11 protein-coding genes are annotated in these 15,190 nt (G+C 55.3%); 8 read left to right on the top strand and 3 right to left on the bottom strand.

Going from position 1 to position 15,190, the window contains the following annotated elements; translation table 11 throughout:
* Window positions 1-24 precede the first annotated feature (24 nt).
* The 8 genes from WC7_RS11120 to yegQ all read left to right on the top strand — a co-directional run bounded on the left by WC7_RS11120 (window position 25) and on the right by yegQ (window position 12,991).
* Window positions 25-1,272: an MdtA/MuxA family multidrug efflux RND transporter periplasmic adaptor subunit gene (locus WC7_RS11120; protein ID WP_016153602.1), complete on the top strand. Its 1,248-nt coding sequence runs from the start codon at window positions 25-27 to the stop codon at window positions 1,270-1,272.
* Entirely contained in the window at window positions 1,272-4,394 is a 3,123-nt protein-coding gene (locus WC7_RS11115) for an MdtB/MuxB family multidrug efflux RND transporter permease subunit (RefSeq protein ID WP_016153603.1), read from the top strand. The genes WC7_RS11120 and WC7_RS11115 overlap by 1 nt, the downstream gene beginning before the upstream one ends.
* A complete protein-coding gene (gene mdtC, locus WC7_RS11110; RefSeq protein WP_016153604.1) occupies window positions 4,395-7,475 on the top strand; it encodes a multidrug efflux RND transporter permease subunit MdtC in 3,081 nt (1,026 codons plus the stop codon).
* Window positions 7,472-8,884, top strand: coding sequence for an MFS transporter (locus WC7_RS11105; protein ID WP_016153605.1), 1,413 nt, complete (start codon window positions 7,472-7,474; stop codon window positions 8,882-8,884). Before mdtC ends, WC7_RS11105 begins: the two co-directional genes overlap by 4 nt.
* Window positions 8,884-10,287 (top strand): envelope stress sensor histidine kinase BaeS, encoded by a 1,404-nt coding sequence (gene baeS, locus WC7_RS11100; RefSeq protein ID WP_016153606.1) that lies wholly within the window; start codon window positions 8,884-8,886, stop codon window positions 10,285-10,287. The genes WC7_RS11105 and baeS overlap by 1 nt, the downstream gene beginning before the upstream one ends.
* Window positions 10,284-11,006, top strand: a complete 723-nt coding sequence (baeR, locus tag WC7_RS11095; RefSeq protein ID WP_016153607.1) for an envelope stress response regulator BaeR — start codon at window positions 10,284-10,286, stop codon at window positions 11,004-11,006. The genes baeS and baeR overlap by 4 nt, the downstream gene beginning before the upstream one ends.
* Window positions 11,007-11,137: 131 nt before the next feature.
* Window positions 11,138-11,470, top strand: coding sequence for a YegP family protein (locus WC7_RS11090; RefSeq protein WP_016153608.1), 333 nt, complete (start codon window positions 11,138-11,140; stop codon window positions 11,468-11,470).
* Window positions 11,471-11,629: 159 nt separating this feature from the next.
* On the top strand, window positions 11,630-12,991 hold the full coding sequence (gene yegQ, locus WC7_RS11085; protein ID WP_016153609.1) for a prephenate-dependent tRNA uridine(34) hydroxylase TrhP: 1,362 nt from the start codon (window positions 11,630-11,632) through the stop codon (window positions 12,989-12,991).
* A gap of 270 nt (window positions 12,992-13,261) precedes the next feature.
* On the opposite strand, the gene WC7_RS25665 is transcribed toward yegQ, so the two are convergent.
* From WC7_RS25665 to WC7_RS11075, 3 genes are all read right to left on the bottom strand, one after another.
* A complete protein-coding gene (locus WC7_RS25665) occupies window positions 13,262-13,483 on the bottom strand; it encodes a DNA-binding transcriptional regulator (RefSeq protein WP_016153611.1) in 222 nt (73 codons plus the stop codon).
* 75 nt (window positions 13,484-13,558) lie between these two features.
* Complete coding sequence (locus WC7_RS11080) at window positions 13,559-14,728, bottom strand: phage late control D family protein (RefSeq protein ID WP_016153612.1); 1,170 nt, start codon at window positions 14,726-14,728, stop codon at window positions 13,559-13,561.
* The gene (locus WC7_RS11075) at window positions 14,725-15,189 is read right to left on the bottom strand and encodes a phage tail protein (protein WP_016153613.1); all 465 of its coding nucleotides are present in this window, start codon (window positions 15,187-15,189) and stop codon (window positions 14,725-14,727) included. The genes WC7_RS11080 and WC7_RS11075 overlap by 4 nt, the downstream gene beginning before the upstream one ends.
* Window position 15,190: the final 1 nt, after the last annotated feature.

Here is a 15,190-nt window from a genome sequence, read left to right on the forward strand (position 1 = left end):
TTTCAGGATGAGAAACTTATAACAATGAAAGGCAGTAAAAAATCCCGCTGGGTGATAGCAATCGCGATCGTTGTGGCCACCGTCGCCGCCATCTGGTTCTGGCAAAGCCGTAACGACGCCCAGGAAAACGCACCGGGCGCGACCAAACCAGCGCAGCACACGCCAGGTTCGGGACGGCGTGGAATGCGCTCCGGGCCGTTGGCTCCCGTTCAGGCTGCCACCGCCGCCATGGAAGCCGTTCCGCGTTACCTGACAGGACTGGGTACCATTACTGCCGCAAATACCGCCACGGTACGTAGCCGGGTGGATGGTCAGCTCATTGCCTTACACTTCGAGGAAGGACAGCAGGTAAAAGCCGGCGACCTGCTGGCAGAGATAGATCCCAGCCAGTTCAAAGTTGCTCTGGCTCAGGCGCAGGGCCAACTGGCAAAAGATAAAGCCACGCTGGCAAATGCCCGTCGCGATCTTGCCCGCTATCAACAGCTGGTGAAAACTAATCTGGTCTCCCGCCAGGAGCTGGATGCCCAGCAGGCGCTGGTAAATGAAACATTAGGGACAATCAAAGCCGATGAAGCCAGCGTCGCCAGCGCCCAATTGCAGCTTGACTGGAGTCGGATAACCGCGCCTGTAGAGGGGCGTGTCGGTCTGAAGCAGGTCGACGTCGGTAACCAAATTTCCAGCGGCGATACCACCGGAATCGTCGTCATTACGCAAACCCATCCTATCGACCTGATATTCACCTTGCCTGAAAACGACATTGCCACCGTGTTGCGGGCGCAAAAATCGGGGACTCCGTTAAAGGTCGAAGCCTGGGACCGAACCAATTCGCAAAAACTGAGCGAAGGCGTCCTGCTCAGTCTCGACAATCAGATTGATGCCACGACCGGAACCATCAAAGTTAAAGCCCGTTTTAACAATCAGGATGATGCTTTATTCCCTAACCAGTTCGTTAACGCCCGCATGCTGGTCGACACGGAACAAAACGCCGTGGTGATCCCAACGGCCGCCCTGCAGATGGGCAATGAGGGCCATTTTGTCTGGGTGCTGAACAGCGAGAATAAAGTGAGCAAACATCTGGTTAAACCAGGTATTCAGGATAGCCAAAAAGTAGTGATCGCCGCCGGGTTGTCCGCAGGCGATCGGGTCATAACCGACGGTATTGACCGCCTGACGGAAGGCGCAAAAGTAGAAGTCGTAGAGGCGCATGACGCCTCTGCTCAGGATGAGAAAACTGCGCCCCGCGGATACGGCAAAAAAGGAGCTAACTCCTGATGCAGGTGTTACCTCCGCACAACACAGGCGGGCCATCACGCCTGTTTATTCTGCGACCTGTCGCCACCACGCTGCTGATGGTCGCGATTTTGCTTGCCGGTATTATCGGTTATCGTTTCCTGCCGATCGCCGCCTTACCGGAAGTCGATTACCCCACGATTCAGGTCGTTACGCTGTACCCGGGCGCCAGCCCGGACGTCATGACCTCGGCGGTAACCGCGCCGCTTGAGCGTCAGTTCGGACAGATGTCCGGCTTAAAACAGATGTCCTCGCAAAGTTCCGGCGGCGCATCGGTCGTCACGTTGCAGTTTCAACTGACGCTGCCGCTGGATGTTGCCGAGCAGGAAGTTCAGGCGGCGATTAACGCCGCCACCAATTTATTACCGGGCGATCTGCCCAATCCGCCGGTCTACAGCAAGGTAAACCCGGCAGATCCACCGATCATGACGCTGGCGGTCACGTCCAGCGCCATGCCGATGACGCAGGTGGAAGATATGGTCGAAACCCGCGTCGCGCAGAAAATCTCTCAGGTTTCCGGTGTCGGTCTGGTAACACTTTCCGGCGGGCAACGACCGGCGGTCCGCGTGAAGCTTAACGCACAGGCTATTGCCGCACTCGGTCTGACCAGCGAAACCATCCGTACAGCCATTACCGGGGCTAACGTCAATTCGGCAAAAGGGAGTCTTGATGGCCCAACGCGTGCTGTCACCCTTTCCGCCAACGACCAGATGCAGTCCGCAGACGAATATCGCCAGCTCATCGTGGCCTATAAAAACGGTGCGCCGGTTCGTCTGGGCGATGTCGCCACCGTCGAACAAGGGGCAGAAAATAGCTGGCTGGGCGCATGGGCCAATAAGCAACAAGCCATTGTGATGAATGTTCAGCGCCAGCCTGGGGCGAACATCATCTCCACGGCAGACAGTATCCGTCAAATGCTGCCGCAGCTCACCGAAAGCCTGCCCAAATCAGTTAAGGTCAGCGTGCTTTCGGATCGTACGACCAATATTCGTGCCTCCGTTGCAGACACCCAGTTTGAGCTAATGCTGGCGATTGCGCTGGTGGTGATGATCATCTACCTGTTCCTGCGCAATATTCCGGCGACGATTATTCCTGCGGTCGCCGTTCCATTGTCGCTCATCGGTACTTTCGCGGTGATGGTATTTCTTGATTTCTCCATCAATAACCTGACCCTAATGGCGCTAACCATCGCGACAGGATTCGTAGTGGATGACGCTATCGTGGTTATCGAGAATATTTCTCGCTATATCGAAAAAGGCGAAAAACCGCTGACTGCCGCCCTGAAGGGGGCTGGTGAGATTGGTTTTACCATCATCTCTCTGACATTTTCGCTAATTGCCGTGCTGATCCCGCTGTTGTTTATGGGTGATATCGTTGGCCGATTATTCCGCGAGTTTGCCGTTACGCTGGCCGTGGCAATTCTGATTTCCGCCGTCGTCTCGCTCACCCTCACGCCGATGATGTGCGCGCGCATGCTTAATCAGGCCTCGTTGCGCAAGCAAAACCGCTTCTCCCGTGCCTCGGAGCGTATGTTCGATCGCGTCATTGCCGGGTACGGTCACTGGCTGGCAAAAGTGCTGAACCATCCGTGGCTCACGTTGGGCGTGGCGCTCGGCACGCTGGCACTGAGCGTTATGTTATGGGTCTTTATCCCCAAAGGGTTCTTCCCGATCCAGGACAACGGCATCATCCAGGGTACGCTGCAGGCGCCGCAGTCCAGTTCATTTGCCAGCATGGCCCAGCGCCAGCGCCAGGTTTCCGATGTCATCCTTCAAGATCCGGCGGTAGAGAGCCTGACCGCTTTTGTCGGCGTGGATGGTACTAATCCGGCATTGAACAGCGCGCGTCTGCAAATCAACCTTAAGCCGCTGGACGATCGCGACGATCGCGTGCAGAAAGTGATCGCACGCCTACAGGACGCGGTTGACAGAGTACCCGGCGTTGATCTCTATCTTCAGCCCACCCAGGACCTGACGATTGATACCCAGGTCAGCCGGACGCAATATCAGTTTACGCTGCAAGCAACGTCCCTTGATGCCCTCAGCACCTGGGTTCCACAGCTGTTAGAAAAACTACACCAGCTACCGCAACTGTCCGATGTCAGTAGCGACTGGCAGGACAAAGGGCTGGTGGCGTATGTGAACGTCAATCGCGACAGCGCCAGCCGTTTAGGCATCAGCATGGCGGATGTCGATAACGCCCTGTACAACGCCTTCGGCCAGCGACTGATTTCAACCATCTACACCCAGGCCAACCAGTATCGCGTCGTGTTGGAACATGACACCAATAGTACGCCGGGGCTTGCTGCACTGGACACTATCCGTCTGACCAGCAGCGACGGCGGCGTGGTTCCGCTCAGCGCAATCGCCAGCATTGAACAGCGTTTCGCTCCGCTGTCGATTAACCACCTCGATCAGTTCCCGGTCACCACCATCTCGTTCAACGTACCGGACGGTCATTCGCTGGGCGATGCGGTGCAGGCAATTCTGGATGCTGAAAAAACGCTCAATCTGCCAGCAAATATTACCACCCAGTTCCAGGGCAGTACGCTCGCTTTCCAGGCCGCGCTGGGTAATACCATCTGGTTGATTGTGGCTGCGGTTGTCGCGATGTATATCGTCCTCGGCGTGCTGTATGAGAGCTTTATTCACCCGATTACCATTCTCTCCACGCTACCCACGGCGGGCGTCGGCGCCCTCCTGGCGTTAATGATTGCCGGCAGTGAACTGGACGTCATCGCGATTATCGGCATTATTTTGCTCATCGGTATCGTCAAGAAAAACGCCATCATGATGATCGACTTCGCCCTTGCCGCGGAGCGCGAACAGGGCATGACCCCACGCGACGCTATTTTCCAGGCCTGTCTGCTGCGTTTTCGCCCGATTCTGATGACTACGCTGGCGGCACTGCTCGGCGCGTTGCCGCTGATGTTAAGTACCGGCGTGGGGGCCGAATTACGTCGTCCATTAGGAATTGGTATGGTCGGCGGTCTGCTGGTAAGCCAGGTATTAACCCTGTTTACCACCCCGGTGATTTATCTGCTGTTTGACCGTCTGTCGCTGTACGTGAAAAGCCGCTTCCCGCGCCAGGAAGAGGAAGCGTAAATGAAATTTTTCGCGCTTTTCATTCATCGTCCGGTGGCGACCATTCTCATTTCGGTGGCCATCACCCTGTGCGGGATACTGGGCTTTCGTCTGCTGCCGGTAGCTCCGCTGCCGCAGGTGGATTTCCCGGTGATCATGGTCAGCGCATCATTACCCGGCGCTTCCCCTGAAACGATGGCGTCTTCGGTAGCCACCCCGCTGGAGCGCTCACTGGGGCGCATCGCAGGGGTGAACGAAATGACCTCGAGCAGTTCCCTTGGCAGTACGCGCATTATTCTTGAATTCAAATTCGACCGTGACATCAATGGCGCGGCGCGGGATGTTCAGGCCGCGATTAACGCAGCGCAAAGCCTGCTACCCAGCGGCATGCCAAGCCGCCCCACGTACCGCAAAGCCAACCCTTCCGATGCGCCAATCATGATCCTGACGCTCACGTCGGACACCTACTCGCAGGGTGAACTGTACGATTTCGCATCAACCCAATTAGCACAGACCATCGCGCAAATCGACGGCGTGGGTGACGTCGACGTTGGGGGCAGCTCTCTGCCTGCCGTGCGCGTAGGGCTTAATCCGCAAGCGCTGTTTAATCAGGGCGTGTCGCTGGACGACGTGCGTAGCGCGATTGCTAACGCCAATGTGCGTAAGCCGCAGGGAGCTATCGAGAATGATACCCACCGCTGGCAGGTACAAACCAACGATGAGCTGAAAACCGCCGCCGAGTACCAGCCGATTATCATCCACTACAATAACGGCGCTGCGGTGCGGCTGGGCGATGTTGCGTCTGTGAGCGACTCGGTGCAGGACGTACGTAACGCGGGGATGACCAACGCAAAACCGGCTATCCTGCTGATGATCCGCAAGCTGCCAGAAGCCAATATTATTCAGACGGTAGACAGCATTCGGGCCAAATTACCGGAGTTACAAACGCTGGTCCCGGCCGCCATCGATCTGCAAATTGCCCAGGACCGTTCACCGACCATTCGCGCCTCGCTGGAGGAAGTCGAACAAACGCTGATTATCTCCGTTGCGCTGGTTATTCTGGTGGTCTTTGTTTTCCTGCGCTCCGGGCGCGCGACCCTGATCCCTGCGGTAGCGGTTCCGGTCTCGCTGATCGGTACCTTTGCCGCCATGTATCTGTGCGGATTCAGCCTGAACAACCTGTCATTAATGGCGTTGACCATTGCCACGGGATTTGTCGTTGATGACGCGATCGTGGTGCTGGAAAATATTGCCCGCCACCTGGAAGCGGGAATGAAGCCACTGCAGGCGGCGCTACAGGGTACGCGCGAAGTGGGATTCACGGTGCTCTCAATGAGCCTGTCGCTGGTGGCGGTGTTCCTCCCGCTGCTGTTAATGGGCGGATTGCCTGGGCGCTTGCTGCGCGAATTTGCCGTCACGCTGTCAGTTGCTATCGGTATCTCGCTGCTGGTGTCGCTGACATTGACGCCAATGATGTGTGGCTGGATGCTCAAATCCAGCGCCCCGCGTGAACAGTCTCGTAAACGAGGTTTTGGTCGTGTGCTGGTGGCACTGCAACAGAGTTACGGCACTTCGCTTAAATGGGTGCTGCGCCATACGCGACTGGTGGGCGTGGTGTTACTTGGCACCATTGCGCTGAATATCTGGCTTTATATTTCCATCCCCAAAACCTTCTTCCCGGAGCAAGATACGGGTGTGTTGATGGGGGGGATTCAGGCCGACCAAAGCATCTCTTTCCAGGCGATGCGCGGCAAACTGCAGGACTTTATGAAGATCATCCGCGACGACCCGGCGGTGAATAACGTCACCGGTTTTACCGGCGGTTCCCGGGTTAACAGCGGGATGATGTTTATCACCCTCAAGCCACGCGATGAGCGCGGTGAAACCGCTCAGCAGGTGATCGACCGCCTGCGCGTCGCGCTTGCAAAAGAGCCTGGCGCGAATCTGTTTCTGATGGCGGTGCAGGATATTCGCGTCGGCGGTCGCCAGGCCAATGCCAGCTATCAATACACATTGCTTTCCGACGATCTGGCGGCGTTGCGCGAGTGGGAACCGAAGATCCGTAAGGCGCTTGCCGCCCTGCCCCAACTGGCGGATGTCAACTCAGATCAGCAGGACAATGGCGCGGAAATGAACCTGGTCTACGATCGCGACACCATGTCTCGTCTGGGGATCGACGTTGCAGCCGCTAACAGCCTGTTGAACAACGCTTTTGGACAACGGCAAATTTCAACTATTTATCAACCGATGAACCAGTACAAAGTGGTGATGGAGGTCGATCGACGTTACACCCAGGACATCAGCGCGCTGGATAAAATGTTCGTCATCAACAATGACGGTAAGGCAATCCCGCTATCGTACTTTGCCAAATGGCAACCGGCGAATGCCCCGCTGTCGGTAAACCATCAGGGCTTGTCCGCTGCCTCAACCGTGTCGTTTAACCTGCCAACAGGTTCTTCACTGTCTGAGGCGACAGAGGCTATCAACAGAACCATGACCCAGCTCGGCGTCCCCTCCACAGTTCGCGGTAGCTTTGCCGGCACGGCACAGGTATTTCAGGACACCATGAACTCACAGGTGATCCTGATTATCGCCGCCATTGCCACGGTCTACATCGTTCTGGGGATGCTGTATGAAAGCTATGTTCATCCCCTGACCATTCTCTCCACGCTACCTTCAGCTGGCGTCGGGGCTTTGCTGGCGCTGGAGCTGTTCAATGCCCCGTTCAGCCTAATCGCCCTGATAGGGATAATGCTATTAATTGGCATTGTGAAGAAAAATGCCATCATGATGGTCGATTTTGCGCTGGAAGCGCAGAGAAACGGCAAGCTGCAGCCAGAAGAAGCCATTTTCCAGGCCTGCCTGCTGCGCTTTCGCCCAATCATGATGACCACGCTGGCGGCGTTATTTGGCGCGCTGCCGCTGGTGTTATCCGCCGGGGACGGCTCCGAACTACGTCAACCTTTGGGGATAACCATTGTCGGCGGGCTGGTCGTGAGTCAACTCCTGACGCTGTACACCACGCCCGTGGTCTATCTCTTTTTCGACCGTCTGCGTCTGCGTTTTTCGCGTAAAAACAGCAAACCGGTAGCAGAGTTATGACAGAACTTCCCGACAGCACCCGCTGGCAGCTTTGGATTGTGGCATTCGGCTTTTTTATGCAGTCGCTGGATACCACCATCGTGAATACTGCGCTTCCCTCGATGGCGGCAAGCCTCGGGGAAAGCCCGTTACACATGCATATGGTCATTGTGTCATATGTTTTAACCGTTGCCGTGATGCTGCCCGCCAGCGGATGGCTGGCGGACAAAGTTGGCGTGCGTAATATCTTCTTCACCGCCATCATCCTGTTTACGCTTGGCTCGCTGTTTTGCGCCGGGTCCAGCACACTCAACGAGCTGGTGATGGCGCGCGTCTTACAAGGCGTTGGCGGTGCGATGATGGTGCCGGTCGGCAGGCTAACGGTGATGAAAATCGTCCCGCGTGAGCAATATATGGCGGCGATGACGTTTGTCACATTGCCCGGTCAGATTGGCCCGCTACTGGGACCGGCATTAGGCGGTATTCTGGTTGAGTACGCCTCCTGGCACTGGATATTTTTGATTAACATTCCGGTTGGTATTGTCGGCGCGATAGCGACGTTAATGCTGATGCCCAACTACACCATGCAAACCCGACGCTTCGATCTCTCCGGATTTGCGATGCTGGCAGTCGGCATGGCGGTACTGACGCTGGCACTTGATGGCAGTAAAGGAACCGGCATCTCCAGTATCTCGCTGGCAGCGTTGGTTATCTGCGGAGTGCTGGCTATTGCGCTGTATCTGAAACACGCCCATCGTAATCCACGCGCGCTGTTCAGCCTGAATCTGTTTCGCACACCGACCTTCTCGCTGGGTCTTTTCGGCAGTTTTGCCGGACGCATCGGTAGCGGTATGCTGCCGTTTATGACGCCGGTGTTTTTACAAATAGGCCTCGGTTTTTCTCCCTTTCATGCCGGGCTGATGATGATCCCGATGGTGCTCGGCAGTATGGGCATGAAGCGCATTGTGGTGCAGGTCGTTAACCGCTTTGGCTACCGTCGCGTACTGGTCGCTACAACGCTTGGCCTGTCGCTGGTCAGTCTGCTGCTGATGACCACCGCGCTGCTCGGCTGGTATTACGCCCTGCCCTTCGTACTGTTCTTACAGGGAATGGTCAACTCAACGCGCTTTTCATCCATGAACACCCTGACGTTAAAAGACCTGCCTGACGATCTCGCCAGCAGTGGTAACAGCCTGCTGTCAATGATCATGCAGCTGTCGATGAGTATCGGGGTGACCATCGCGGGACTGCTGCTAGGTATGTTCGGTCAGCAGCATAGCGTCATCGACAGCGGAAGTACGCATACCGTCTTTATGTATACCTGGCTGTGCATCGCATTCATTATCGCGCTGCCTGCCATTATTTTTGCCCGCGTGCCGAACGACACGCAAACCAACGCGGTGATTTCACGGCGCAAAAGGAGCACTTGATGAAGTTCTGGCGGCCCGGTATCACCGGCAAACTGTTTCTGGCGATTTTCGCCACCTGCATCGTGTTGCTGATCAGCATGCACTGGGCCGTACGCATAAGCTTCGAACGCGGTTTTATTGACTATATCAAGCACGGTAACGAACAGCGGCTGCAAATGCTCAGCGACGCATTAAGCGAGCAGTATGAACAGCACGGCAACTGGCGATTCTTACGCAATAACGATCGGTTTGTTTTTCAGATCCTGCGCTCTTTTGAACACGACAACGACGATGATAAACCCGGCCCCGGCATGCCGCCGCACGGCTGGCGTACGCAGTTTTGGGTTGTCGACCAAAATGCCCGCGTGCTGGTCGGTCCGCGTGCTCCGGTCCCCCGTGACGGTATGCGCCATCCGATCCGCGTCAACGGTAGCGAAGTCGGTGCCGTGATTGCCTCTCCCGTGGAACGCTTAACGCGCAATACGGATATCAATTTCGACATGCAGCAAAGGCGTTCCAGTTGGCTCATCGTCGCGCTTTCCACGATCCTGGCGGCGCTGGCAACGTTTACGCTGGCGCGCAGCCTGCTGGCCCCGGTCAAGCGGTTAGTGGAAGGCACGCACAAACTGGCGGCTGGCGATTTCACCACTCGCGTTGCGCCGACCAGTACGGATGAGCTGGGCAAGCTGGCGCAGGACTTCAACCAGCTTGCCAGTACGCTGGAAAAAAACCAGCAGATGCGTCGTGACTTTATGGCCGATATTTCTCACGAACTGCGTACGCCGTTAGCGGTGTTGCGCGGTGAACTGGAGGCCATTCAGGATGGCGTACGCCAGTTCACCCCTGACTCCGTTGCCTCTTTGCAAGCTGAAGTCGGTACGCTCACCAAGCTGGTGGACGATCTGCATCAGCTCTCCATGTCCGATGAAGGCGCGCTGGCCTACCAGAAAACATCGCTGGATCTCATCCCCCTGTTGGAAGTGGCAAGTGGCGCATTTCGTGAACGCTTTGCCAGCCGTGGACTGACGATACAGCTTTCACTCCCGGACAGCATGACGGTATTTGGCGACAGGGATCGTTTGATGCAGTTGTTCAACAATCTGCTGGAAAACAGTCTGCGCTACACCGACAGCGGCGGCGGGCTGCACATCAGCGCCGAACAACGCGAGCGTATGGTTTTATTAACCTTCGCTGATTCCGCTCCCGGCGTGAGTGACGACCAGTTACAGAAGCTGTTTGAACGCTTTTATCGCACCGAAGGCTCGCGTAACCGTGCCAGCGGTGGTTCCGGGCTGGGGCTGGCAATTTGCGTCAATATCGTACAGGCGCATAATGGTCTGATTCGCGCCGCCCATTCGCCTTTTGGCGGGGTTAGCATTACAGTAACATTACCGCTGGAACGCGATTTACAGAGAGATGTATGACTGAGTTACCCATTGATAAAAACACGCCGCGTATTCTGATCGTGGAAGACGAGCCCAAGCTGGGGCAACTGCTTATCGACTATCTGCGCGCGGCAAGCTACGCTCCTACGCTCATCAGCCACGGCGATCTGGTTCTTCCTTACGTGCGTCAGACGCTGCCCGACCTGATCTTGTTGGATCTGATGCTGCCTGGTACCGACGGCCTGACTCTGTGCCGGGAAATCCGCCGATTCTCTGAAGTCCCCATCATGATGGTAACCGCCAAGATAGAAGAAATTGATCGCCTGCTGGGGCTGGAGATCGGTGCGGATGATTATATTTGCAAACCCTACAGCCCGCGTGAAGTTGTTGCTCGCGTGAAGACGATTCTGCGCCGTTGCAAGCCGCAGCGCGAACTGCAACAGATGGATGCTGACAGCCCGTTGATCGTCGATGAAGGTCGTTTTCAGGCGTCCTGGCGTGGGAAAATGCTCGACTTAACGCCTGCTGAATTTCGCTTACTCAAAACGCTGTCGCATGAACCGGGAAAAGTGTTCTCCCGTGAACAGTTGCTCAATCATCTCTATGACGATTACCGTGTCGTTACCGACCGAACCATCGACAGCCATATTAAGAACCTGCGACGCAAGCTGGAATCGCTGGATGCGGAGCAGTCGTTTATCCGCGCGGTCTATGGCGTAGGGTATCGCTGGGAAGCCGACGCCTGTCGGATTGCGTAAACACTCCCGTCAGGACTCCGCGGCTTCGTGGAGTCCTGTTGACTAGCAACTCTCCAAATATCGCTCATACTCTTTGTGGCAACACTGTCGTCAATAACTGTTTGATATAAAACTTTAATCAAGGAGTTCATATGGCTGGTTGGTTTGAATTAAGCAAGAGTAGCGATGATCAGTACCGCTTTGTTCTTAAGGCTGGAAACGGGGAAACTATCCTTACCAGTGAGCTTTACACGACAAAAGGCGCGGCAGAAAAAGGGATCGCATCTGTCCAGGCTAACAGCCCTCTGGCCGAGCGTTATGAGAAAAAAACGGCAGCTAATGGCAAATTGCATTTCAATCTGAAAGCAGCAAACCACCAGATTATTGGTAGCAGTCAACTGTATGCGAATGAACAGTCGCGCGAGACCGGTATTGCTTCAGTTAAGACCAATGGTGTAAGTCAGACGATAAAAGATAAAACCTGATAATGACTCGCTCAGCCGGGTAACGCCACGCTGTCGCCCGGCGTTTTTCTTTACCTGTCTTCCCCACAGCGCTACAATGCCCGCCCTTAATATGGGGGCACTCCCCTAACCGCCTCGTTGAGTGAGGCGAGTCTGACCTGTCATCAGAACGAGAAAATTATGTTTAAACCGGAACTCCTTTCCCCGGCGGGAACGCTGAAAAACATGCGTTACGCTTTCGCCTATGGCGCAGACGCTGTATATGCGGGCCAACCGCGTTACTCACTGCGCGTACGCAACAACGAATTCAATCACGAAAACCTGCAGCTAGGCATTAATGAAGCCCATGAACTGGGTAAAAAATTCTATGTGGTGGTTAATATTGCCCCGCATAACGCCAAGCTGAAGACCTTCATTCGTGACCTGAAACCGGTGGTGGAAATGGGACCGGATGCACTGATCATGTCCGACCCCGGTCTGATTATGCTGGTGCGCGAAAACTTCCCTGACATGGACATTCACCTTTCAGTACAGGCTAACGCCGTAAACTGGGCGACGGTGAAATTCTGGAAGCAGATGGGATTGACCCGTGTGATCCTGTCCCGCGAACTGTCGTTGGAAGAAATTGAAGAGATCCGCACCCAGGTGCCGGATATGGAAATTGAGATCTTTGTTCACGGCGCGCTGTGCATGGCTTACTCCGGCCGCTGCCTGCTCTCTGGCTACATCAACAAGCGTGACCCAAATCAGGGTACCTGTACCAATGCCTGCCGCTGGGAATACAACGTGCAGGAAGGCAAAGAAGACGTGGTGGGCAATATCGTGCATAAGTACGAGCCTATCCCGGTACAAAATGTTGAGCCAACGCTGGGTATTGGCGCGCCGACTGACAAAGTCTTTATGATCGAAGAAGCCCAGCGTCCGGGTGAGTACATGACCGCGTTTGAAGACGAACACGGCACTTACATCATGAACTCGAAGGATTTGCGTGCCATTGCCCACGTTGAGCGCCTGACTCAGATGGGCGTGCATTCGCTGAAAATTGAAGGCCGTACTAAATCATACTATTACTGTGCACGTACCGCGCAGGTTTATCGCAAGGCCATTGATGATGCCGCTGCCGGGAAACCGTTCGACCCGCAACTGCTGGAAACGCTGGAAGGTCTGGCGCATCGCGGTTACACCGAGGGGTTCCTGCGCCGCCATACGCATGACGACTATCAGAACTACGAATACGGCTTCTCTATTTCCGAGCGTCAGCAGTTTGTCGGCGAATTCACTGGCGAACGTAAAGGTGAACTGGCGGCTGTGCTGGTGAAAAATAAATTCACCGTCGGCGACAGCCTGGAGCTGATGACCCCACAGGGCAACATCAACTTTACCCTCGAACAGATGGAAAACGCGAAAGGCGAAGCGATGCCGGTTGCGCCGGGCGATGGTTACACCGTGTGGATGCCTGTACCGGAGGATATCGATCTGAATTATGCATTGTTGATGCGTAATTTTACCGGTGAGTCCACGCGCAACCCACATGCTAAGTAGTTAATTACGGTTATTTTTCAGCGTTCGGAAGATTCTTAGAAATCGATCACATACCGCTTCGTTCATTAAGGGTATTATCCCATCCGCTGAAAAACATAACCCATAAATGCTAGCTGTACCAGGAACCACCTCCTTAGCCTGCGTAATCTCCCTTACGCAGGCTTATTTTTTGCACGTAATATACTGAAATAAATGGATTTATTTCTTCCAATGTCCACACATTGACCACATCGATAAAAAACCCCCGCATTTGCGGGGTTTCCTTTTGGCTCACAGCCAGGGCATTTGATGCTGACCGGTTATCGTCGGGTGCGGTGGAGCTGGTACGACTTCCCCCGGTGAAACAATGAAACGCTCAACGGTTTCAGTCGTGACAAAAGTACAACTGCAGTTGATGTTTGTGCACTGATGATACCGCTCTTTTGTGGTATCAGAAAAATAGCGACTCGTGCGGGCGTGAGCGGCGTAATGGCATTTCGGGCAATGAAACATGATGAGCACCTCTGAGCGTTTTCAATACAGTGATTTTACTCATTTTAACCTTATAAAACAAATACATATATTATATTACTGCGCTATTTCTTCGCTCTCATACTCCACATCAGAAACCTTAACCTCAAGCTCTAAGCCCGTCGTGAAGCCGCTCCCGTTAAGACTGTGCACCGCACGGCTGATTATCCACGCCCGCTCGTCTATCACGCGCTTAAAGCCTTTCACGGACACCGGCATTTCAGGAAATAAATCAGCCCGGCCAGTGGCAAGCGTAATGGAAAACTCCGCCACGCCCCGCTGTATCTTGTCCCACTTTGCCTGAGCCGCGCGCATGGCCTGCGCCTTTGTGGCATAGATGGTCGTGAGCTCAAGAACGTTGTCCGACTCTCCGGCCATGTACTCACCTTCCCGCGCTTCCTGCGCCTTTTTATTCTTAGCCTTTGTCGATGTTTTAGCGGCTTTCGGGTGCTGCAGCGCGCGCAGGTGCTGCTCTTTGGGTTTACGTTTGAGCTTTACCTTTTGCTTTTGTGGTTTCGGGTCTCTGGTGTGTAGCCATTTCGCCGTCACGCCGGTGTAAGCCTCCCGGTCTGCAATGGCGAACTGATGGCGGTCGCCGTCGCCACGCTCGACGGTCATTTGTGGGATCGGCTTACCACTGGCCGTCATCGCACTACCGGCTTTCAGGAACAATAATTTCCCGGCTTTCACCGACACGGATGCACCGTTACGCTCAGCAAGGCGGGACAAAAACGCCGCGTCGGATTCCTGCGTCTGGTCGATATGAGGAATGGCGATAGCTTTCAGGGAGTCAGCAACACTGGCCGTCAGCTTATTACGCTGCGCGATGGTCTCAACAATCACCCCGAGCGTGGTGTCGTGCCATGACTGCTCGCGCCGCGAGTTTAACGAGCCGCGAAAATCTGCACTACGTCCCCGGATGGTCAGCGTATCAGGCGCGCCCCGGTGCTCGATTTCATCAACCGTGAAACTCCCCTTGTTGACCAGCGCGGAGCCCTGCCAGCCCAGCCACAGCGTCAGTGATGCCCCGCGCGGCGGCAGCTCGACCAGCCCGTCAGTATCATCAAGCGCGATATCGAGCTGGTCAGCCTCGAACCCGCGATTGTCGGTCATGGTCAGACCGATAAGCCGGTCGCTGAAATTCTGCGTGATATCCGCCCCGTCCAGCGTGAGCATATACGCAGGGGCAACACGCGCCCCGGCCTGAATATTCATTCCTGTTATCATCCTGCCAGCCCTCCCGCCCATTCACCGGCAGACGTGACCAGATTATCCGCCTGCGTTTTCAGGTCGCCATACATGGCCGCGAGCGACTCGTCGACGCGTTTCAGGGACAGAGTGAACTCGATTTTTCTCGCTGCGCCGTCGCTGAAAAGCTCGGTGTGGTTGTGGGTCACTTTATCGATAACGTACATCCCGTGGATCATGCCGGTTCCGTCAATCAGCGGCCATGCACGCCCCTCGTCGGCCATCAGCTCAATCGCCAGCAGCGACAGACGCCCGCCGGTGATTTCAGGGTACAGCGTCCCCGACAGGGTGCGTGAGGTTTCCCCCTCCCCGAGAAACTGATAAGCCGGTCGTTTGCCGATACGGTCATTGGACACCCACCGGTAGTCCTTCGAATACTGCATTGACTGATGCGGCAGGGTGCGCCGTTCAAACACAAAAAATCCCAGCACCATTAACATT

This window comes from Citrobacter sp. KTE151, assembly GCF_000398845.1.
GTDB lineage: Bacteria > Pseudomonadota > Gammaproteobacteria > Enterobacterales > Enterobacteriaceae > Citrobacter > Citrobacter braakii.

Bases quoted from the DNA above. Each gene is read 5' to 3' on its own strand.
- yegQ (WP_016153609.1), top strand. From the start codon at position 11,630: ATGTTTAAACCGGAACTCCTTTCCCCGGCGGGAACGCTGAAAAACATG.
- WC7_RS11115 (WP_016153603.1), top strand. From the start codon at position 1,272: ATGCAGGTGTTACCTCCGCACAACACAGGCGGGCCATCACGCCTGTTT.
- baeR (WP_016153607.1), top strand. From the start codon at position 10,284: ATGACTGAGTTACCCATTGATAAAAACACGCCGCGTATTCTGATCGTG.
- WC7_RS11080 (WP_016153612.1), bottom strand. From the start codon at position 14,728: ATGATAACAGGAATGAATATTCAGGCCGGGGCGCGTGTTGCCCCTGCG.
- baeS (WP_016153606.1), top strand. From the start codon at position 8,884: ATGAAGTTCTGGCGGCCCGGTATCACCGGCAAACTGTTTCTGGCGATT.
- WC7_RS11120 (WP_016153602.1), top strand. From the start codon at position 25: ATGAAAGGCAGTAAAAAATCCCGCTGGGTGATAGCAATCGCGATCGTT.
- mdtC (WP_016153604.1), top strand. From the start codon at position 4,395: ATGAAATTTTTCGCGCTTTTCATTCATCGTCCGGTGGCGACCATTCTC.
- WC7_RS11090 (WP_016153608.1), top strand. From the start codon at position 11,138: ATGGCTGGTTGGTTTGAATTAAGCAAGAGTAGCGATGATCAGTACCGC.
- WC7_RS11075 (WP_016153613.1), bottom strand. From the start codon at position 15,189: ATGTTAATGGTGCTGGGATTTTTTGTGTTTGAACGGCGCACCCTGCCG.
- WC7_RS25665 (WP_016153611.1), bottom strand. From the start codon at position 13,483: ATGTTTCATTGCCCGAAATGCCATTACGCCGCTCACGCCCGCACGAGT.
- WC7_RS11105 (WP_016153605.1), top strand. From the start codon at position 7,472: ATGACAGAACTTCCCGACAGCACCCGCTGGCAGCTTTGGATTGTGGCA.